This window comes from Peribacillus sp. ACCC06369, from assembly GCF_030348945.1.
Lineage (GTDB): Bacteria > Bacillota > Bacilli > Bacillales > DSM-1321 > Peribacillus.
In genome coordinates this window covers 2950618-2972099 of sequence record NZ_JAUCEN010000002.1, presented here as the reverse complement: position 1 = coordinate 2972099, position 21482 = coordinate 2950618, and the positions used below count along the sequence as shown (strand labels likewise).

General features: G+C 38.7%; 22 protein-coding genes and 1 riboswitch. Of the genes, 16 read left to right on the top strand and 6 right to left on the bottom strand.

Annotated elements, in window-relative coordinates:
* The first annotated feature begins 281 nt into the window (after nucleotides 1-281).
* Together QUF78_RS15200 and QUF78_RS15195 are read left to right on the top strand one after the other, a co-directional pair.
* On the top strand, nucleotides 282-1640 hold the full coding sequence (locus QUF78_RS15200; RefSeq protein WP_289323635.1) for an IS1182 family transposase: 1359 nt from the start codon (nucleotides 282-284) through the stop codon (nucleotides 1638-1640).
* 414 nt (nucleotides 1641-2054) lie between these two features.
* Entirely contained in the window at nucleotides 2055-2993 is a 939-nt protein-coding gene (locus tag QUF78_RS15195; protein ID WP_289325322.1) for a magnesium transporter CorA family protein, read from the top strand.
* Between the two features lie 30 nt (nucleotides 2994-3023).
* Here the strand turns inward: QUF78_RS15195 and QUF78_RS15190 are convergent, their stop codons facing one another.
* Nucleotides 3024-3215 carry a hypothetical protein gene (locus QUF78_RS15190; RefSeq protein WP_289316154.1) on the bottom strand — a complete coding sequence of 64 codons (192 nt, stop codon included), beginning with the start codon at nucleotides 3213-3215 and terminating at the stop codon, nucleotides 3024-3026.
* Between the two features lie 98 nt (nucleotides 3216-3313).
* Here QUF78_RS15190 and QUF78_RS15185 point away from each other — a divergent pair, with 98 nt between their 5' ends.
* Nucleotides 3314-3475, top strand: a complete 162-nt coding sequence (locus QUF78_RS15185; RefSeq protein WP_289316155.1) for a hypothetical protein — start codon at nucleotides 3314-3316, stop codon at nucleotides 3473-3475.
* Between the two features lie 135 nt (nucleotides 3476-3610).
* Here QUF78_RS15185 and QUF78_RS15180 read toward each other — a convergent pair whose 3' ends face one another.
* A complete protein-coding gene (locus QUF78_RS15180; protein WP_089363323.1) occupies nucleotides 3611-3745 on the bottom strand; it encodes a YuzL family protein in 135 nt (44 codons plus the stop codon).
* 98 nt (nucleotides 3746-3843) lie between these two features.
* Between QUF78_RS15180 and QUF78_RS15175 the strand changes: the two genes are divergently transcribed.
* The gene (locus tag QUF78_RS15175; protein WP_289325320.1) at nucleotides 3844-4095 is read left to right on the top strand and encodes a YkuS family protein; all 252 of its coding nucleotides are present in this window, start codon (nucleotides 3844-3846) and stop codon (nucleotides 4093-4095) included.
* Between the two features lie 45 nt (nucleotides 4096-4140).
* Here the strand turns inward: QUF78_RS15175 and QUF78_RS15170 are convergent, their stop codons facing one another.
* Nucleotides 4141-4596: an OsmC family protein gene (locus QUF78_RS15170; RefSeq protein WP_289325319.1), complete on the bottom strand. Its 456-nt coding sequence runs from the start codon at nucleotides 4594-4596 to the stop codon at nucleotides 4141-4143.
* A 349-nt stretch (nucleotides 4597-4945) separates the two neighbouring features.
* Between QUF78_RS15170 and QUF78_RS15165 the strand changes: the two genes are divergently transcribed.
* The 3 genes from QUF78_RS15165 to QUF78_RS15155 are packed head-to-tail and all read left to right on the top strand — an operon-like array spanning nucleotide 4946 to nucleotide 7283.
* Nucleotides 4946-5707: an SDR family oxidoreductase gene (locus tag QUF78_RS15165; protein ID WP_289327329.1), complete on the top strand. Its 762-nt coding sequence runs from the start codon at nucleotides 4946-4948 to the stop codon at nucleotides 5705-5707.
* A gap of 27 nt (nucleotides 5708-5734) precedes the next feature.
* Nucleotides 5735-6238, top strand: coding sequence for a hypothetical protein (locus tag QUF78_RS15160; RefSeq protein WP_289325318.1), 504 nt, complete (start codon nucleotides 5735-5737; stop codon nucleotides 6236-6238).
* A complete protein-coding gene (locus QUF78_RS15155; protein ID WP_289325317.1) occupies nucleotides 6231-7283 on the top strand; it encodes an alpha/beta fold hydrolase in 1053 nt (350 codons plus the stop codon). Before QUF78_RS15160 ends, QUF78_RS15155 begins: the two co-directional genes overlap by 8 nt.
* Nucleotides 7284-7464: 181 nt before the next feature.
* Here the strand turns inward: QUF78_RS15155 and QUF78_RS15150 are convergent, their stop codons facing one another.
* A complete protein-coding gene (locus QUF78_RS15150) occupies nucleotides 7465-8064 on the bottom strand; it encodes a nitroreductase family protein (protein ID WP_289325316.1) in 600 nt (199 codons plus the stop codon).
* A 243-nt stretch (nucleotides 8065-8307) separates the two neighbouring features.
* On the opposite strand from QUF78_RS15150, the gene QUF78_RS15145 reads away from it, so the two are divergent.
* The 7 genes from QUF78_RS15145 to QUF78_RS15115 all read left to right on the top strand — a co-directional run bounded on the left by QUF78_RS15145 (nucleotide 8308) and on the right by QUF78_RS15115 (nucleotide 15023).
* Complete coding sequence (locus tag QUF78_RS15145; protein ID WP_289325315.1) at nucleotides 8308-9285, top strand: ring-cleaving dioxygenase; 978 nt, start codon at nucleotides 8308-8310, stop codon at nucleotides 9283-9285.
* Nucleotides 9286-9309: 24 nt separating this feature from the next.
* Nucleotides 9310-10257, top strand: coding sequence for a ring-cleaving dioxygenase (locus tag QUF78_RS15140; protein WP_289325314.1), 948 nt, complete (start codon nucleotides 9310-9312; stop codon nucleotides 10255-10257).
* Complete coding sequence (locus QUF78_RS15135) at nucleotides 10257-10865, top strand: alpha/beta hydrolase (RefSeq protein WP_289325313.1); 609 nt, start codon at nucleotides 10257-10259, stop codon at nucleotides 10863-10865. The genes QUF78_RS15140 and QUF78_RS15135 overlap by 1 nt, the downstream gene beginning before the upstream one ends.
* A gap of 20 nt (nucleotides 10866-10885) precedes the next feature.
* On the top strand, nucleotides 10886-11494 hold the full coding sequence (locus QUF78_RS15130) for a flavin reductase family protein (RefSeq protein WP_289325312.1): 609 nt from the start codon (nucleotides 10886-10888) through the stop codon (nucleotides 11492-11494).
* 231 nt (nucleotides 11495-11725) lie between these two features.
* A riboswitch (SAM riboswitch) is annotated at nucleotides 11726-11828 on the top strand.
* Between the two features lie 82 nt (nucleotides 11829-11910).
* Complete coding sequence (gene mmuP, locus QUF78_RS15125) at nucleotides 11911-13299, top strand: S-methylmethionine permease (RefSeq protein WP_289325311.1); 1389 nt, start codon at nucleotides 11911-11913, stop codon at nucleotides 13297-13299.
* Nucleotides 13296-14258 carry a homocysteine S-methyltransferase gene (gene mmuM / locus QUF78_RS15120; protein ID WP_289325310.1) on the top strand — a complete coding sequence of 321 codons (963 nt, stop codon included), beginning with the start codon at nucleotides 13296-13298 and terminating at the stop codon, nucleotides 14256-14258. The genes mmuP and mmuM overlap by 4 nt, the downstream gene beginning before the upstream one ends.
* A gap of 597 nt (nucleotides 14259-14855) precedes the next feature.
* Entirely contained in the window at nucleotides 14856-15023 is a 168-nt protein-coding gene (locus QUF78_RS15115) for a hypothetical protein (RefSeq protein ID WP_162878727.1), read from the top strand.
* 835 nt (nucleotides 15024-15858) lie between these two features.
* Here the strand turns inward: QUF78_RS15115 and QUF78_RS15110 are convergent.
* Nucleotides 15859-16257, bottom strand: a complete 399-nt coding sequence (locus QUF78_RS15110) for a helix-turn-helix domain-containing protein (protein ID WP_289316167.1) — start codon at nucleotides 16255-16257, stop codon at nucleotides 15859-15861.
* A 230-nt stretch (nucleotides 16258-16487) separates the two neighbouring features.
* Between QUF78_RS15110 and QUF78_RS15105 the strand changes: the two genes are divergently transcribed.
* Together QUF78_RS15105 and aspA are read left to right on the top strand one after the other, a co-directional pair.
* The gene (locus tag QUF78_RS15105) at nucleotides 16488-17474 is read left to right on the top strand and encodes an asparaginase (RefSeq protein ID WP_289327328.1); all 987 of its coding nucleotides are present in this window, start codon (nucleotides 16488-16490) and stop codon (nucleotides 17472-17474) included.
* A 23-nt stretch (nucleotides 17475-17497) separates the two neighbouring features.
* The gene (gene aspA, locus QUF78_RS15100; protein ID WP_289325309.1) at nucleotides 17498-18928 is read left to right on the top strand and encodes an aspartate ammonia-lyase; all 1431 of its coding nucleotides are present in this window, start codon (nucleotides 17498-17500) and stop codon (nucleotides 18926-18928) included.
* Between the two features lie 284 nt (nucleotides 18929-19212).
* Here aspA and glpT read toward each other — a convergent pair whose 3' ends face one another.
* A complete protein-coding gene (gene glpT / locus QUF78_RS15095; protein ID WP_289325308.1) occupies nucleotides 19213-20574 on the bottom strand; it encodes a glycerol-3-phosphate transporter in 1362 nt (453 codons plus the stop codon).
* Between the last annotated feature and the right edge of the window lie 908 nt (nucleotides 20575-21482).

The following is a 21482-nucleotide window of genomic DNA, read 5'->3' as shown; positions in this document are numbered from 1 at the left end:
AGCGATTCAGACTGTAGACAAACTCGATGAAAATCGAGTTTGTCTATTTTTTATGAGTTGTACAATTTGGCCGTTGATTTTCCACTCCAGGCACTCGCTTTCCGCGGGCGGTCGGGGAGCCTCCTCGGCTTTCGCCTGCGGGGTCTCCCCTAGACGCGCTTTTCCCGCAGGAGTCTCGTACCTTCCGTTCCAATCAACTTTGTCTTACCTTTTAGATAAACACTTTTGCCTGGAGTCATTTTTGTTTTAAAATAGAAGTATTAAAACTTGAGGTGATGAGGATGCTTTCTAAACATGATTCTATTCAGCGAGATCAACTTGAAATGATTACGTTAGATCAACTGGTGCCACTGAACCATTTGGTTCGTAAAATGGAGGCTGCCATTGACTTCACTTTCATTTATGACTTGGTGAAAGAGATGTATTCAGAGGTAGGACGCCCAAGTATTGATCCAGTTATTTTAGTTAAACTGACATTCATTCAATATACCTTCGGTATTCGTTCCATGCGTAAAACGATTGAAGAAGTTGAAACCAATATGGCTTACCGTTGGTTCTTAGGCTATGGTTTCCATGATAAAGTACCTCATTTCTCTACGTTCGGGAAAAATTATGAGCGACGCTTTAAAGATACAGACCTGTTTGAACAGATTTTCTATCGCATTTTAATGACAGCTGCTAATAAAAAGTTAATAAGTGCTGAACACGTTTTCGTGGATTCCACACATGTGAAAGCCAGTGCGAATAAAAGGAAATTTGAAAAGAAAATCGTTCGTAAAGAAACACGAGCGTATCAAGGGCGTCTTCAAGAAGAAATCAATCAAGATCGTGAAAAACATGGAAAGAAGCCTTTTCCATCAGATAAATTTGATAAAGAAGAGACCAAAGAGATTAAAGAAAGTACAACGGATTCTGAGAGTGGCTACTATGTGAAAGATGAACGAACAAAACAGTTTGCCTATTCATTCCATGCGGCCGCAGACCGCAACGGTTTTGTATTGGGAACGATTGTAACACCTGGAAATATACATGACAGTCAGATCTTAGAGCCACTAGTTGAACAAGTGATTGAGAAAGTTGGAAAACCGGAAGCCGTTGCCGCAGATGCAGCTTATAAAACACCAGCGATTACAAGCTACCTATTTAACAAAGAAATCATACCGGCTTTACCTTATACACGTCCTCGCACCAAAGAAGGATTTTTCCGCAAACAGGACTATGTATACGATGAACATTTTGATTGTTACCTTTGTCCTTCGGGAGAGCTATTAAAGTACTCAACAACCAATAAAGAGGGCTATCGCGAGTATAAATCACCCAAACACACTTGTGCGACATGCTCATTTTTATCTCAGTGTACAGAAAGCAAAGACCATCAAAAAGTGGTGACACGGCATATTTGGCAAACACATGTGGAAGAAGCAGATCATCTGCGTCATCATCAAGATGTAAAAACTATATATGCGAAACGTAAAGAAACGATTGAGCGTGTATTCGCAGATGCAAAAGAAAAGCATGGTATGCGTTGGACAACTTTAAGGGGACTTAAAAAATTGTCGATGCAGGCGATGCTTACTTTCGCTGCCATTAATTTAAAGAAGATGGCCAATTGGACATGGCGAGGTCCAAAAATGGCCTAACATAGTGGGCTCGTAGAGCCCCAATCTCCTAACTTCAGGCAAAAATTCAAAGGGAATCTCAAAAAGGGGTTCGGAATTTTTTAATTCCGAACCCCTTTTGTCTACAAACTGAATCGCTTGGGGATTCCCAAGCGATTTTTTTATCCCTTTATTTTATCGGTAAAAAAACAGATAATTGCGAATATCAAACCAGGTATTCAAGGTGGTAAATTCGTTATTGTGCTTTAAAAGAATAAGGATTAAGATTAAAGAATCGAAAGGAAGTGGATACGAGTGAGCAGCAGTTCTTATGATCCTGAACCCAGAAAGCAAGAGGAAGCCGATATGATGCTAGAAGTCGAGACTGTTATTCTCCCTGAGTATCTGCTCGAAGAAGGTAAATAAGGCTTTCTCTATAGAAGAGGAGGTCAACTAATGATTGAAATCTACAAGACGGATGAAAACCGTCACCAAAATAATATCGAGGAAATGACAAAAGGTTCCTGGGTGAATATCGTCGCGCCCACTGAAGCTGAAATAAGTTATATATGCACGACTTTGAAGTTACCGATCAATTTCATGAAAGACCCGCTGGACGATGAGGAAAGGCCTCGGATAGAAAAAGAAGATGATAATGTTTTAATAATTGTTGATTTTCCATATTTGACCCGGGACGAAGCCGACTTACCCATCTTTGAAACGATTCCCATAGGGATGATCTTTACCAAAGACTGTTTTATTACGGTATCTTTGAAAGAAACACCCATATTGGCGAATTTCAAAAACAATAAGATCAAAGGGTTTTTCACCAATAAGAAAACAAGGTTTGCTTTACAATTATTATTTGAAATTTCATCTTATTATTTACGTTATCTGAAACAGATTAACAAAATGACGAATGAAGCGGAACGTGAATTGCATCAGTCCATGAAAAATAAAGAACTGTATACTTTCTTGGCTTTGGAAAAAAGCCTCGTTTATTTTACGACATCATTGAAATCCAATCGGGTAGTACTTGATAAGATCCTCCGTTTTAATTATTTGAAAATGTATGAAGAAGATAAAGAATTACTTGAGGACGTAATCATCGAAAATGCTCAGGCAATTGAAATGGCAGAAGTGTATCTCTCGATTCTTAGCGGGATGATGGATGCATTCGCTTCGATTATTTCCAATAATGTCAATAATGCGATGAAGTTTCTAACCTCAGTGACAATTATTTTAACGCTCCCAACGATGGTGGCAAGTTTTTACGGAATGAATGTGGAACTGCCATTTGAACATAATCCGTATGCTTTCATCTTTACATTATTAATAGCCATCACTTTAGCGGGGACGACAGCATTCATTTTTTGGAAGAAAAAATATTTTTAAGATTAACCGGCTTATTAAGCCGGTTTTTTTTTATTCCTCAAAAAAATCAGCAAATCCCTCACTGTTGATCCGATCGGTATAGGGATTCTCATCATTTACATTCTTAGCATCCAAATTCGTTTTAATTACTAAACGGGGACTCTGTGAAGGTTCCCTGATGATACGGTCGTTCAACTCTTTAAAATCCGGTACATCCTTATTGCCGGGTTTGTTTGGTTCCAATAAAACCACCTCCATTAGTATCTTTGCAATAAACGATGGGGTATATTCATGAATATTCTTAGGATTGGGAAGGATAAAGGACTGAGGAGGAGATCATGATGACAAAATGGAATGAGCAAGCAGCTCCCGATAATAATTTAAAGGCAAGTGATTTAAACCAGGATGAAGCCGGGAGATCAAAAATGAGTTCAAAAGCCAAAGATGGGGATCACCTGAATGATCTTAAGATCCAACAGGAAATCAGAAAGCAAAATCTATAAGAAAAGAGCCTGGTCGAAAGTAAGGAAACTGGGTATGTTACATTTACATTGGATTAATCAGAGGAAAACGCTTGGCTGTTAAACCAAGCGTTTTTTGTGTAACATGTACACGGAAGTCCATGATAGTTTAGGTTATCATGAACGCTTTTGCTTTTTAAGTGAAGATGGTTGAGTGAAGGACCCGGTTTCTTTCGTAGTGGTACCTTGTCCCTCTACCTGAGAAGAACCTAAACGAGTTTGTGAAGCATCTTTCTTGTGTTTACCATTCATGTTTATCACCTCGATATTACTTTCCCTATTTCCTTTGCATCCTATACATATATTGAAGGTAAAAAGGACAGGTTAGAAAGTAGAGGAGGTGTGTGTTGATGTCAAAAATCGGTGTTGAAGAATCATTAACGAATATTCAGGAAGCACTTCGTGAAAAAGGTTTTGATGTTGTGGAGATTAAACAAGAAGCTGACGCAAAAAACGTGGATTGTTGTGTGGTAACAGGAATGGAAAGTAATGTGATGGGAATAAGCGATACTTCATTAAAAGCGTCTATCATAGAGGCAAATGGTTTAACGGCTGATGAAGTGTGCCGCCAGGTTGAAAATAAAGTGAACGCAATTCAATAGTTCAAAAAGTGCCTAACCCAATATAGGGTTAGGCACTTTTTCTGTTCAAGGTTGTTGTGATATGGAAATTGTCACGTTCAATTCCACCGCTACATTACCTTTGATCGCTCTTGAAATCATACAAGAAGTTTCAGCTTTTTCAGCAAGTATCCTCGCTTTTTCAGCCACTTTTTCTGATGTATCCCGTGCTAATACTAGTGTAGGGCGATGTATGATCTTCTTGTAGGTGAATACACCATTTGTAACATCCACTAAGGCTTCCGATTGCATGGTCAAGCTGTCCTTTTCTATATGGGCTCGCTCTAACATGGCAGCAAAGGTAATGATATAGCAGGTCGAGGCCGCTCCAAGCAGCATTTCATCGGGATTAGTGCCAATCCCTGGTCCCTCCATTTCCGTAGGGATACTTATCTGTGTTTGCAGATTTCCTGATTGAATCGTGCCGATATCATTTCTGCCGCCAGGCCATTCCGCGGTTAAATGAAAGTGATGTAACGTCATATTTTTAACCTCCTTACTATATCTAATAGTGTAAACGATTAAACAGGTTATGTATTCGATTTTGCTCGAAAGTGTTGAATCGTCGAATTAAGATTCCAAATGGCCGAAAAAAGTGCCGATCTGTTCGAATAATCTCCGAAAATGCCGAATAATGTGCCCGATCGGTCGAATTTCTCACAAACGACGAAAAAAATTACAGGGTGTCGAGTTAAGATTGGTCAAACAAAAGGCAGAGGCATTAGGCTATTTTAAGCACCATATTGGATAGGCTTTTCTATAATAATATAGATTAGTTATATAAATAATAATTCATTACGGAAGGGCTGAAAAGTTGACTACTTTGAGTAATATGTTCGATTTGACTAATAAAACGGCAATCATTACTGGTGGCGGTAGGGGACTGGGCAAACAGATCGCCATGGCGTTGGGGGAGGCAGGAGCTAATATAGTCATTGCCTCACGAAATCTTCCTGTATGTAAAGAGGTATGCGAACACTTGCAATCAATGGGGATTAAGGCAGTTGCCTTTGAATGTGATATCACGAAAGAGAGTGATATTGATCATGTGGTACAGGAAACGGTTGCTCAATTCGGTACGATTGATATTCTTGTCAATAATAGCGGCACGTCTTGGTCAGGGCCGCTATTTGATCTTCCCAAGGATAAGTGGGAAAAAGTATTGAATGTAAATGTTACAGGTACTTTCCTGTTTTCACAGGCTGTAGCGAAGATCATGAAGCAGCAAAATTCCGGAAAAATCATAAATATTGCATCTGTGTCGGGTCTTGGCGGGACGTTTCCAGAGCTATTGGATACCATAGCTTATAACACCAGTAAGGGTGCCGTCATTACAATGACTAAGGATTTAGGGGTAAAGCTTGCTAGGTACGGTATCCAAGTCAATGCAATTGCACCTGGATTTTTCCCGACTAAAATCACAAAGAAAATTCTTGAAAAGTCTAATTATGACATATTAGGTAAAACTCCGGCGGGGAGGTTTGGCGATGAAGATGATTTAAAGGGTGCCGCCGTATTTTTAGCCTCACAGGCTTCTGACTATATGGTTGGACATGTTTTGATCATTGACGGTGGAATATCGGCATTAGTGTAAACGGAGGAGAAAGGAAGGAAGAAATATATGACGGAAAAATCAAATTTTTTTAAAGGACTTAAACTGATAGGCACACAAAAAGAGCAGCAGCTGAATGATAAAATTAAGGATTTGCTAAATAATCGTGAGTTAATAGAAAGAATAAGCGATAATGCACAAATGCAGATTCCAAGAATAAATAGGATGCAGGAAGAATCAGAAAGAATGTCCATCATCATGAATTATCCAACAAAAAAAGATGTGGCAAGTGTAGCGAAATTAATCATCCAGCTCGAAGAAAAGATTGATAGGTTAGAAGAGTTGGTCTATACACTTGTTGAGGATAGAGAAGGGACTGTCAAAGGTAATTCTTCATTACGCAATAAACGGAATGCCAATTCATCGCGCAGTATGAAAAAGAAATCAAGATTGGAATCCAATGAAATGGAAGGGAGTAAAAAAAGGATATCGGATTTTATAAATAACTCTTTATTGTTAAGTGCACAGTTGCCTGGGTTCGATTCAATTGGACAGGGGAATTCAAATGGCTAAGCGGAAAGTGCCGAAAAATCAATCCGAATCCATAACTAAATGGAAACATTTAATGGATATTCCCAATCAGCCAATGCCTGAAGTGGGACTGACGCCGAAAATAGCGGTGTGGAAAAAAAATAAATCAACGCTTTGGCATTATCCGTCAGCACAAAAAAAATATGATGTACCGGTTTTTCTTATATATTCACTAATCAATACTCCTTTGATTCTTGATTTGTCCCCAGGGAATAGTTTAATAGAATCTTTTGTAAATGAAGGTTTTGATGTGTATTTGCTTGATTTTGGAAGCCCGGGCTTTGAAGATGGTGAAATATCGATCGAAGATTATATCATCGATTATATTCAAAAAGGGGTGCAGCGTGCATTACGCCACTCTGGAGCATCAGAAATTACAGTTATGGGATTTTGCCTCGGCGGTACAATAGCCGCAATATATGCTGCCATTGCAGACGAGCCAATCAAGAATTTGATCCTCTCCGTTACACCGGTAGATTTCAGTGCCTCAGAATTTTTTGATAAATGGCAGGAAGCGTTAAAGGAAGGTACCGCGAATTTTGACGAGACGATCGATATTTATCAAACGATCCCAGCCAGTGCAGTCAAATATGGAATCCGGTTAATTACATCTCCAATCTATTTATCACCCTATTTATCTTTATTGAATCAAGCGGATGATGAGGAATACGTCCAAAATTGGCGCCGTTTCAATGCTTGGGCTAATGGGCATGTACCATTATCCGGAGCAGCCGCAAAACAAATAACCAAAGAACTTTTGATAAAAAATAGTTTGGTTAATGGTGGTTTCAAGGTAAGGGGAAAAAAAGCGAAGCTATCAAAAATTGATGCTAGTGTTTTGGTCATAGCTAGTAAGTATGATCGATTGGTCCCACAGGAAATGATTTATCCGGTAATGGAGCATTTAACATGCAAGGATAAGACATTCAGTCTACTGAAAAGTGGACATGCTGCAAAACAATATTCGGGTGAACTCCCATCTTATTTGAAGGAATGGCTACCAGGGCGTTCTTCCCCAATTCAATAGGTTACTAGGGGGGTGCGAAATGTACGTTTTGAACGACAATGAGTATAATAAAATCATGCCGGTTGTAGAATTTATGGGCTTTGCGTCATTGATATTTTCAAAATTCTTTGCGACTTTCCCAGATTATTAAAGTGAAATAAAAGTAAGGGCTGGCTCAGTATGTAGAGCCGGCCCTAATGTATTATTGATAATATTTCACTCGTTCTTCAAGTGGTGAGACGTCTTTATCGCCAGGCTCTGCAGTGGGTCTTCCAAAAGGCATCTGTGCGATGAGTTTCCAATCGCTTGATATATCCCATGTCTTTCTCACCTCGTCATCGATTAAAGGATTATAATGCTGAAGACTTGCACCAAACCCCTCAATTTCCAAGGAAGTCCATACGACAAATTGTAAAATGGCAGATGATTGGTTAGACCAAATCGGGAAGTTTTCGGCATACGTTTTGAATTGTTCTTGAAGCCTTTCTAAAATGGCCTGATCTTCAAAGAATAAAACCGTACCATAACCATTTTTAAATGACTTCATTTTTTCTTCCGTTTTTTCAAAATCTTTGTCACCGACTGCTTTTCTTAATGTTTCTTTTGTGATATCCCATAATTGGTCGTGGCTTTTCCCGGTTAAAACAATCACTCTTGCACTTTGTGAGTTGAAAGCGGAAGGGGAATATTGAACGGCATGATCGATAACTTCCTTAATCCTTTTATTAGGGACGACACTTTCCTTGCTAAGGGAATAATATGAGCGCCTATCTTCAATTGCACTTGAAAAATCTTTAGCCATATATCACACCTCCATTAATTATACCGACTTATTTTGACCTGATATTATTATTTTATTAAGTGAATGGTTTGAAATATTTGAATCAGGGATGGTTGACAAATATATAAATGTCGTTTATCTTTAATTCAAGATATTTTTATTAAAAGTGTTGTGTATAACAGATTAGATACCTCGAATTCGAGATATTATTGGCGGATAATTCATCTCCTTAAGGGGAGATTTATAAAGATAGGAGTGGTACGGATGGAATTAAAAGGATTACATCATGTTTCGGCGATTACAGCTAGAGCGGGAAACAACTTTGAATTCTACACGAAAGTATTAGGGATGCGATTAATCAAAAAAACGGTGAATCAAGATGATATTCGTGTGTATCACTTATTTTATGGAGACCAAATTGGTTCACCGGGAACGGAACTGACGTTTTTTGAAATTCCCAATGCTGCCCGCACTCATGAAGGAAACAATAGTATTTCAGAAATTTCTTTACGGGTGAGGGATGATGAAGCACTCGAATATTGGAAAAAACGGTTTGTGGAATCCAAGGTTGATCATGATGAAATATCAACCCGTTTTCAAAGGAAGGTTCTTTCTTTTAAAGATCCTGAAGGGCAAAGGCTTCTTCTTGTTTCCGATCAGGATAATAAAGGCGTTCAAGGAGGGTTACCATGGGATGGAAGCCCGGTACCGCAAGAGTTTTCCATAATAGGATTAGGACCAGTTAAACTTACTGTACCCAATATTGAACAAACGCAAAGCGTTCTTACCGAAGTATTGGGGTTCAGGAAATCAGGCACATACCCATCCTCAATTAGGGGGCAAAATCCGATTGTCGTTTACGAGATAGGTGAGGGAGGAACAGGAGCGGAAGTCCATGTCGAAGAAAGGAATGACATTCCCCGAGAACGATTGGGGAGAGGGGGAGTACACCATGTTGCCTTCCGGGTGGATAATGAAGTAGAACTGAGAAAATGGATAGAGAAAATTAGTGAATCGAAATTCGTGAACTCGGGATATGTGGACCGCTTTTATTTTCGTTCACTATATTTTAGGGAGCCGAATGGCATATTATTTGAACTAGCGACTGATGGACCTGGTTTTGCAGTGGATGAAGCAGAGGAGCACCTAGGTGAGAACCTCGCACTGCCACCATTTTTAGAATCGAAAAGAAAAGATATTGAATCGAATTTAAAACCCCTGAATACTAAATCAACAAATTAATCAACGGGAAAGGAAGTAATCGGCATGCGAAAGCAAAATGCAGGAATACATCATATAACCGCAATTGTAGGCAATCCTCAAGAGAATGTGGATTTTTATGCTGGAGTATTAGGAATGCGTATGGTGAAGAAAACCGTTAATTTTGATGATCCAGGCACCTATCACTTATATTTCGGAGATGAATCAGGTTCACCGGGTACTATCATCACTTTCTTTCCTTGGCCTGGGGCATACCGAGGGACAATTGGCTCTGGACAAGTGGGGATTACGACATATGCCATTCCGGAAGGTTCAATGGGCTTCTGGGAAATGCGTTTGGGTAAATTTAATATAGACTTTGAAAAGTCATCACGTTTCGGTGAGGAATATCTGAAATTCCAAGACCCACATGGTTTACAACTTGAACTGGTTGAGCGTAAAGAAGGTAAAAATAGCGAGTGGTCATTCGGCGGTGTACCAGCTGATAAGGCGGTCAAGGGATTCGGCGGTGCTGTATTATTGACGTCAAAACCGATCAAAACGATGGAACTATTAGAGGAAGTGATGGGCCTGCAAAAGATCGGGGAAGAGGACGATTTCATCCGCTTCAAATCCACATCGGACATCGGAAATTTAATAGATGTTAAAAAAACCGTATTGCCAAATGGAAAAATCGGAGTAGGAACTGTTCATCATCTGGCATGGCGTGCAATCGATAATGAAGATCATAAAGAATGGAGAGAACATATCGGTAACAATGGCTATGGCGTGACCCCATTTACAGACCGTCAATACTTCGATGCCATTTATTTCCGGGAAGATGGAGGCATACTCTTTGAAGTTGCCACAGATCCACCTGGCTTTGCTCATGATGAGACGAAGGAAACGATGGGTAGTAAATTGATGCTCCCGCCATGGCTGGAAGAAAAAAGGGGAATCATGGAGAAAACGTTACTGCCGGCAGTGCCGAGAGTACTAGAGGAGGATAAATGATGAAGCATATTTTTCAAAAAGGAAGTAATCCAGAAGCTCCGTTACTTTTGCTTTTACATGGTACTGGAGGAACGGAAACAGATCTCTTGCCATTATCGGAAATGGTTTCACCGGGTTCATCCGTATTGAGCGTACGGGGAAATGTACTTGAAAACGGAATGCCTCGTTTTTTCCGTCGGTTAGCTGAAGGGGTTTTTGATGAAGAAGATTTGATTTTCCGTACGAATGAGCTTAATGACTTCTTGGAATTAGCGTCCGGACAATATGACTTCGACCGTGACAGAGTGGTAGCATTAGGTTATTCTAATGGTGCAAATATAGCGGCAAGTTTGATGTTCCATTTCGAAGGGGCACTACAAGGAGCGATTCTTCATCATCCAATGGTGCCTAGACGCGGGATTGCTATGCCGTCACTCTCAGAAATACCTGTATTTATTGCTGCAGGTAAAAACGATCCGATTTGCCCGGCAGAAGAAACGGATGAACTTAATCAACTTTTATTGCAAGCTGGTGCTTCGGTGGAAGTTCACTGGGAAAATTACGGTCATCAGTTAACACGTTCAGAGGTCGAGGCAGCAGGTTCATGGTTTCATAAGAACTTTATATAAGAATGAAAGAGGGAATGATGATGATTTCAGTAAATCCTGAAAGTCTGACTGAACGGGAAAATTATAAGTTTTTGACTGGAAGCATTATACCGAGACCCATAGCTCTGGTTACGACACAATCCGAAACCGGTACCATCAATATAGCGCCGTTCAGCTTTTTTAACATAGTCAGTTCCAATCCTCCGATGATTTCCATTTCTGTTCAACGGAAAGAAGGAGTTTCAAAGGACACTGCCCGAAATGCAATTCAATCAGGGGAATTCGTTGTTCATATCACTGATGAAAACAATGTTGCTGATGCAAATCGAACGGCCAAGGAACTCCCATCAGATGAAAGTGAATTGGGCCTGACCAATTTCACGACGGCTGTTAGTAATAAGGTATCCGTACCAGGATTGCAAGAAGCGAAGGTACGCTTTGAATGTACATTAGAGCATGCGATTCCATTGGGAGGTTCCCTAGATAAACCTGGTTGTGATTTATTGATAGGGAAAATAGTCTGCTATCATATAGAGCATGATATTTACCATAATGGCCGAATTGACCAGAATGGGCTTAAACCTGTAGCAAGATTGGCGGGTCATACTTATACAAAACTAGGGGAATTATTTGAAATGGAACGACCTTAAGTGGATAAGAAAGAAAAAATGGCGTCATCTTTTAAGATGTCGTCATTTTTTTTTATACCAAATTTATTCCCGGTTAGCATTATCTGCAATTCTAATACGGTGAGCGACTGTACCAAAACAAGCAATCATGCCGGAGGTGACGAAATCGTCAGAATGTAAAGGGAATTCTTTATATTCCAAAACAAAACTTGACAATTTTTTCATAGATTGATAAAGTTATAAAAAATTAATTTCTTATCCAGAGAGGTGGAGGGACTGGCCCTATGAAACCTCAGCAACAGGTCCGCTAAGACACTGTGCTAATTCCAGGGGGTGAAACCTTGATAGATAAGACCGTACGTTTTTATTTGTCAGTAGCGCACTCTTTTTAGAGTGCGTTTTCGTTTTTTCTGGATGCAGGATAAAGGAGAGTATGAATGGAGAACAAAAGGAAACAAGAATTTCAAAGGGAAATGAAAACACGGCATTTAATCATGCTATCGCTTGGCGGGGTGATTGGAACAGGTTTGTTCTTAAGTTCGGGTTATACGATTCAGCAGGCTGGCCCGTTTGGCACTATCCTTTCGTATCTGATTGGAGCATTAGTGGTTTATCTAGTTATGCTATGTCTAGGTGAACTGGCAGTACATATGCCCGAGACAGGTGCGTTTCATAGCTACGCAGCCAAATACATCGGACCAGGGACAGGGTTTACAGTAGCCTGGTTATATTGGCTAACCTGGACTGTTGCACTAGGTTCGGAATTCACGGCTGCAGGATTGTTGATGCAGCGATGGTTTCCATCAATCAATGTCTGGATATGGAGTGCTCTATTTGCCATATTGGTTTTGGCATTAAATGCTTGGACCGTTAAGTTTTTCGCTGAATCCGAATTTTGGTTTGCGTCTATAAAGGTAATTGCGATTGTGATATTTATTATTTTGGGAGCAGCGACAATGGTAGGTTTTATTCCAATGACTAACTCACAATCAGCACCGCTATTTTCCAATTTTACAAGTGCAGGTTTATTTCCGAATGGTGCTTTTGCCATTATAATGACGATGCTTGCGGTGAATTTCGCATTTTCTGGAACTGAATTAATCGGAATTGCAGCTGGAGAAACTGTGAATCCAGAAAAAACGATACCAAAGGCAATCCGCATGACATTATGGAGATTGATCATCTTTTTTGTAGGAACCATCGTTGTATTATCCGCATTATTGCCTGTTTCGGATGCAAGCGTATTAGAGAGCCCCTTTGTTGCAGTTCTTGAACGAATTGGAGTGCCATATGCAGCGGATATCATGAACTTTGTTATTTTAACTGCCATTTTGTCTGCTGCAAACTCAGGTCTATATGCCTCTTCCAGAATGCTTTGGTCCCTTGCAGATAAGAAAACGATATCACCTATATTTGCAAAATTGACAAAAAGAGGTGTTCCGATAAATGCAGTCATTTTCAGTATGTTGGGTGGTGGCTTAGCCTTGTTTTCGAGTATTATTGCACCGGATACGGTGTATATCGTCCTTGTATCCATTTCGGGTCTAGCCGTGGTTGTAGTTTGGATGAGTATTAGCGCTTCACAGTTCCTATTCAGAAGACGTTTTATAAAAGAAGGAAATTCAGTAAATGATTTGGCTTATCGTACACCATTATATCCGTTCGTACCAATCGTTTCTTTCATACTCTGTCTTGCTTCTTGTATAGGAATTGCCTTTGACCCTACACAAAGGATAGCACTTTATTGTGGTATTCCATTTATTTTGTTTTGCTATGGAACTTATTATATTACACAATCTTCAAAGAAAAGAGGAGTAAAATCATGAAGAATAAAATAAACCCAATTGACGCTATTTTACGAGATCATTCAGTCATGATTCTGGACGGAGCTCTAGCTACAGAGCTTGAGCGGTATGGATGTGATTTGGACGATCCCCTGTGGTCTGCACGTGTATTAATTGAAAATCCAGAAGTGATTTATAAGGTTCACTCTGCTTATTTTCGTGCTGGAGCGGACTGTGCGATAACTGCAAGCTACCAAGCCACCATTGAAGGTTTCTCCCTGCATGGGATACAAGAAAAAGAGGCCATGGAGTTAATTCGGAAAACGGTGTTACTCGCAAGGAAAGCAAGGGATGATTATTGGAAGGATGAAACGCAAACAAATAGACCCAAGCCATTGGTTGCTGCATCAGTTGGACCTTATGGGGCGTACCTTGCAGATGGTTCAGAATATGTAGGAAACTATGGTGTTTCAGATGAAACCTTAGTAGAATTTCATCGCCCAAGAATATCAGTTTTGATTGAAGCAGGTGCTGATCTCTTAGCATTTGAAACGATTCCATCCCTTCAAGAAGCAAAAGTATTGGATTCATTATTGAAAGATTATCCAGAAGTGTATGCTTGGCTATCCTTTTCCTTGAAAGATGAGAAAGCGATAAGTGACGGTACATTGCTGGAGGAGTGTACGAGGTTGTTTGAGGAAAATGAGCAAATTGCAGCGATTGGCATTAACTGTGCACCAGTATCAGTTGTCACGGAAGCTATCAATGTGTTGAGTGCAAACACGAAAAAACCAATTATTGTTTATCCGAATTCTGGTGAAACTTATAATCCGGATACCAAAACATGGCATGGTCAAGAATCTTGTAACAAGTTCGACCTGAAATCCGAAGAATGGCACCATGCAGGGGCACGTTTGATTGGAGGTTGCTGCAGAACGGCACCTCATCATATTGAAGAGATTTCAAGAAAGTGGCGACCATCCGAGGTGGTATCCTCATAGCCTTTTTTTTGGATTTCAAACTGTTTTTATAAGCTATGTAAGAAGTGGGAAAACCCTCCCTCTCGTCTTGTCAAAAATAAAAAGAACAGGAATCGTCTTAATCAGGCGGTTCCTGTTCTTTTTGTCTCTTTATTCAGATTTGAGTTATTGAAAGGAAAGGGAGAATTTCTTATTGTTTCTAGGGGCTTCTGAAATAAGTTGATTCGTTTCATGTATGCACTTGACCGAATTGCGCCTACTTAACGGTGGTTGCAGATCTTGCCGCTTGATTGCTTGGGTCATGATGTACAATTAGACGAATATTGAACGAGAAAGGAGGGATTTGGAAATATTAGGTGCTATCTCTCGGGATTTAGAGAGTAATGTATCCGATTTTGCAGCAGGTTCAGATTCACCTTTACTTTTTTAGCCAAACTGCTTAAGGCAACAATGTAAAACAGCCTTCATTAAAGCAAGAAGCAATGAGATGTGAGTCAACCTAGAATGAAAGTTCCTTATTAACAAAATGATTCACGATCAGTAAAAAGGGAAATTAAATCATATTTTTTTTACGCTTGGGAAAACTAAACAAACAAGAATAGAAAGGAGAGAATGAATATGAGTCGTGGTAAAAATTTTAATCACAAAGAAAAAGGACATCCAGGGAATTTACCTAATAATAGAATAAGCGAAGAGAAAGAACACAGTCGACAATATGAACAGATAGAGGATATTGTCACACATGAAGCTTTTAAAAATCGGGAAAAAGAAGACGAGATGCCTTAATTTATTGGGAAGCAGTATATAGTTTAGTCATTTTTAAAATATGCTCATAAGATAGTACTAGCAAGGTATTGCAATTTTATTGTTTGCTTAAGCAATTTCCCATTCTTTTAAGGCTTATAAAATTTCGCTTTCCGAAAAACAGCACATGAATAATAACGTATGTTCCACTTCATGATGATGGTTCCAACATTCAGCTTCGTATTTTCTTTTAAAGATTTCATTAATTTCCATATATGAGATTGGGAAAAAACCATGAGCTATGCTATGGTTTTTTCTGTCATTGGAAAGTCGGAGTGATTAAATTTAAATAAGCGAATAAATGGAGGGAAAACGGAAGAATTACAAAAAATTCTGTTAAATTTTTTTGTAAGAAGAGTGGAAAACAGGATAAAAATAATGGAGGATCTATGATAAGACGACTTTCTTCTATTAAATGATAAAAAACCTCCAACTTACTTTCTCGGGACATTGGTTTATTACAGAGCCCAGACCAGTTAGTAGTATAATCTATTTGTACACATATTATCTTGTCATAAAAAAATAGCGATCATTTTAGTCATGGAAGTGCGAACTTCAATAACGAGGACAACTTATCCTAACAAAAGTTAAGGGAGTTCATGTTCTTAAAGAATCTATCAAGCCTACCATATCTTAATTTTCCAAGTAAGTTAATCCCAACTATCAGGAGATAGTGCAATAAGTCCACTTTATAACTATAAGACCCTGCGTTATGTCAAACGGTTCTGTCCCTCATAAATGTTTCAGGAAAATAGCAATTTGATTTCGTATTTTTGTTGCTAAATGAAAGGTTATATCAGATTCCACTTACCAGAACTTAGCCCAATGGCTCTTTTGTTTTATTAAGTTTATCTCGATTTACTTCCACTTCTCGCTTAGCTCTAATAAAAGCAATAAATTGAATCGTTTCTTCTTCAGAAAGAGAAATTCCATCGACAGAAAGCTTCATATTTGATAAATCGGTTAATTCCAAGACCTGAAGTGATTCTGTGGAAACCTCTTTAGGCAGAGAAGCTGGATAATCTACTCTACCTAGAAGATAATCGGTGGATGTATCATATAAGCCGGCTAATAAATTAATCGTTTCTAATGAAGGGCGGCGGTGGCCCGATTCGTAACCTGCATAGGTACTCTTGGCGATTCCGAGCCTGTCAGCCGTATATTGCAAAGACCACCTTTTGCACTTCCTTAATGTAGTTAATCTATTTAATATCATTTTTATTACTCTCCTTTTATATAAATCCATTATACCATCATATGACAATAAAGTGTACGCGTAATGAATAACTTTAGCTTGATTTCACACTTGAACAGAACTATAATTACATGTGATGTACGCGTAACATGAACATTTACAATGAATACATCCTTTCTGAGATGCTTAGAATGATTGGGATACAGGGAGGCTTTATAGGGGGTAGTAAATTGGAGAAATTGAAGTCAAAAATTAAGAAGTTGATGTTAATTACTACCGGTGGTACAATTGCATCGTTAGAAGGGGAAAATGGACTGGTTCCAGGGATGAAAGCTGACGAAATTTTAGGTCACCTTCCGGGATTAGATTTATGTCAGATTGATAGTAAGCCTTTGATGAATATCGATAGTACAAATATGCAGCCGGAAGATTGGACAGAAATGGCACAATCCATCCATGAGCACTACCATGATTACGATGGCTTTGTGATCACCCATGGGACAGATACGATGGCTTACACTTCAGCTGCGCTCTCATATATGTTACAAGATTTAGGGAAACCAGTTATTATTACAGGTTCTCAAATCCCAATTGCCTTTAAAAAGACGGATGCCAAAAGAAATATCTCTGATGCGATTCGGTTTGCTTGTGAAGATATTGGAGGCGTATATGTAGTTTTTGATGGTAGAGTCATCCAGGGTACAAGGGCCATTAAATTGAGAACGAAAAGCTATGATTCGTTTGAAAGTATTAATTATCCTTATATTGCTTCCATATCAAAAGATAAAATTGAGTATCTTAAGCCAGTTCAATCAACAAAGAATAAGGAAGCCAAGTTAGATGCTTCCATTTGTACTGATGTTGCTTTGGTTAAGCTATATCCGGGGATTAAGCCCGAATTCTTTGATTTTCTGAAAAATCAATATCGGGGAATTGTAATTGAAAGTTATGGGAGCGGAGGTATTCCGTTTCAAGGAAGAAATATTTTAGAGAAGTTGAATGAGTTGGCCGAGTGTGGAATATCCATTGTCATTACTACCCAATGTTTAGAGGAAGGGGAGGATATGGATATATACGAAGTGGGACGAAAAGTAAATAAGAATGTCATCATTCGTTCCAGAAATATGAATACAGAAGCCATCGTTCCTAAGTTGATGTGGATATTAGCAAAGACACAGGATCCCAAAAAGGTGAAGGAATTGATGGAAACACCGATTGCAGAGGACATTACATTCTAGAACAAACAAAGGGGCAAGAGGAAATGTTGATAGATGAGAGAACATACCGAATTGAAAAAGACTTTCTTGGGGAAAAGGAAATTCCAGCAGATGTTTATTATGGAATACAAACTTTACGCGCTGTAGAAAATTTTCCGATTACCGGTTATAAAGTCAATGAAGAAATGATTCGTGCACTTGCTATGATAAAAAAAGCAGCCGCTTTAGCAAATATGGATACCAAACGCTTGTATGAAGGTATTGGAAACGCTATCGTTAAAGCGTCAGATGAAGTGGTCGATGGAAAGTGGCATGAATATTTCATCGTTGACCCAATTCAAGGCGGCGCGGGCACTTCGATGAATATGAACATTAATGAAATCGTTGCCAACCGAGCGTTAGAACTTATGGGACACAATAAAGGTGAGTATGTTCATGTTAGTCCAAACAGCCACGTTAACATGTCACAATCGACGAATGACGTATTTCCAACTGCCATTCATTTATCAACACTACGACTATTAGAGCAGTTAATACAAACAATGACAAAGATGAGTACGGTCCTAAAGAATAAAGCAAAACAATTTGATCATGTTATCAAAATGGGTCGCACACATCTTCAGGATGCAGTGCCAATTCGTCTCGGGCAAGAATTTGAAGCATATAGTCGCGTATTAGAGCGGGATATAAAAAGAATCAGTCAATCACGTCAACATTTATATGAAGTGAATATGGGAGCAACTGCAGTTGGAACGGGATTAAATGCAGATCCGCGTTACATTGAAAATGTTGTTAAGTATTTAGCTGAAATCAGTGAATTGCCACTTGTCGGAGCAGAACATTTAGTAGATGCAACCCAAAATACGGATGCATATACTGAAGTTTCAGCTTCATTGAAAGTATGTATGATGAATATGTCTAAAATTGCTAATGATTTACGTTTGATGGCTTCAGGACCAAGAGCGGGATTAGGAGAAATCACTCTTCCAGCTCGTCAACCAGGTTCATCCATCATGCCAGGAAAAGTAAATCCAGTAATGCCAGAATTAATTAATCAAGTCGCTTTCCAAGTGATCGGGAACGATAATACGATATGCTTAGCATCAGAAGCGGGGCAACTAGAGTTGAATGTAATGGAGCCAGTGCTTGTATTCAATTTATTGCAATCTATCAGCATTATGAACAATGCTTTTAATGTCTTTACAGATTATTGTTTAGAAGGCATTGAAGCGAATGAGCAACATTTAAAAGATTATGTCGAACAAAGTGTTGGAGTGATTACAGCGGTCAACCCGCACCTTGGTTACGAAGTGGTTTCACGTATTGCGCGTGAAGCGATTTTAAAAGGAAAATCAGTTCGCGAACTTTGTTTACAGTATGATGTGTTAACTGAAGAAGAATTGGATTTAATTTTAAATCCTTATGAGATGACAAAGCCTGGTATAGCAGGTGCATCTCTTTTCGATCGGGAATAACCAGTAAATTTGTAGAAGACATTAAACTATATAATTTTGTTGGTATGACTATGCCTATTGGACCATTGGTTTATAGGCATAGTTTTTTATTGTATAATAATATTTTAATATGAAATTTTGCTCATTCATACGCACACCTGCGTGCGAAGATAAAAAAACCGAATATTCAGATTATGAATGAGGCTTGTAAGTTTATTTTGTGGTATTTTTGGCCATTGTCCTAAAAAATTAATCCCCCTTAGAAATACATCTAAAGGGGAAGCTTGAGCTAAATGTTTCCTGTATTAGCCTTTTACTACTTCCTGTCCACGAACATTCCATGTAAATGCAAAAACCACTACTGCTAGAACACAAGAAATTGTTATCAATGTAAAGCCTGCATTCCAACCTGCAAAGTCCACTACATATCCCATAATGGCATTAGCCGCTACTGATCCACCTAAATATCCAAATAAGCCAGTCAGTCCTGCTGCAGTACCGGCAGCTTTTTTAGGAACTAAATCAAGTGCTTGTAGACCAATTAACATTACAGGCCCATAAATTAAGAATCCAATAGCAATTAGTGAAATAATATCAATCATTGGGTTACCTGCAGGGTTAAACCAGTAAACAAGGACTGCGATTAATACTCCTAGCATAAAGACAACCCCAGCCGGTCCACGACGCCCTTTAAAAACTTTATCCGAGATATAACCGCATAATAAAGTTCCCGGAATGCCTGCCCATTCATATAAGAAATAAGCCGTACTGGATTCGTCCATGTTGAAGCCTTTTTCTTCGCTTAAATAGGTCGGAGCCCAATCAAGTACCCCATAACGGACGAAATAAACAAAGATGTTTGCAATCGCAATCGCCCAAACCCATTTGTTATTTAAAACATATTTAAATAATATCTCTTTTGTTGTCAATTCTGTTTCAAACGTTTTTTTCATTTTATTTGGAAAATCATTACGATACTCTTCAATTGGAGGTAATCCAACTGATTGTGGTGTATCGCGTATTAAGATAAAAGAAATGATTGCGATTATAATAGCAACTATAGCAGGTAGTATAAAAATCCCTTCATAACCTGAATAAGAAGAACCCATAAATGTTGCAAAGATGGAGACACCTGCAATCGCCAATGGTGCCATTAAGCCACCACCCACGTTATGGGCAACATTCCATACCGCTGTTTTTCCACCTCTTTCACTAACACTAAACCAGTGAACAAGTACTCGGCCTGATGGAGGCCAACCCATTCCTTGAAACCATCCATTAATGAATAACATAATAAACATAATTGCAACCGATGATGTGAAAAATGGAACGACGCCCATAAGTAAGCTAACAATTCCAGCAAGAATCAATCCTACTGGCAAGAAGTACCGTGCATTACTTCGGTCTGACACAGTTCCCATTACAAACTTACTTATCCCATATGAAATCGAAATGGCTGATAATGCAAGACCCAGCTCTCCAGTTGTAAACCCTTCCTCCTTTAAATATGGCATTGCCATGGTAAAGTTTTTGCGAATTAAATAGTACGCTGCATAACCAATGAAGATTCCGATGAAAACTTGTAATCTGAGTTTCTTATATTCAGAATCTATTTTATCTTCAGGTAATCTTTCCACTGGTAGGGCAGGCTTAAATAATTTGAGCATCGAATTCCTCCTTATTATAATTTTGAACCAAGTTAAGTATCGATGTTGAAACATAAAAAAACCCACACCTAAATAGTGCCCTTTTTGTTTAAAAGGTCTATTAAAGCATGAGTCTCCAAATCTCCATCATCGTTAACTTGTAATAAATATACTATCTTTATAAGAAAACGCTGTCAACCGTTTTTTTGTGCGGGTTTGGACAGTGTCTGGCGCCATTTGCATCAAGTTAACCAAATAAAATTGTTTTAGTCGTAGTTTTAAAATTAGGGCAATTAGAATGAAATGTGGTCCACTTGAAATGGCATGATCGGTATTAATCTTTCGATTGAAAGGATCAATAAATCGAGATAGAGCTAAATCGTAACGATGTGTTATGTTTTATGGGAATAACTAAATTAAGACAAGACGTGTATAAAATGCAATGCCCCGATTGTAAATGGAATTCATAGCTTGAAGAGAGGCATTTATACTCGTTTTTTGTTACGGTAGATTCAGTAGCCTCTGAAAATGATGGCTACTTCATTCCCATCTTCCGATTTCGTTCCTGAAACAAAAAAGCAGTTCTTAATCTTTTGGAATGCTCATCACTTTGAAAAGATTTTTTTCAGTACGAATGGCATGTGTCCAAAATACCAACGAATATTAATAGTAAAGGTAAAACCAAATGGAATGATATAGGCAATTCATTCAGTAACAGTCTAAATCATTTGCACAGTATTATTTAGCCCTGTTTCCAAACGGCAAATAATTTTTGTTCCAAAAAACTTTCATTTTGTTGAAGATATAACGTCCTTATTATGAGTGAAGAATGACACGTTTAAGAGGATTGAAGATGGTATTATTCTCAATTATTGAGCATATATAGAACTGCTGGATTACCTTGAATTTTCGGGATCCCTAATTAAAAG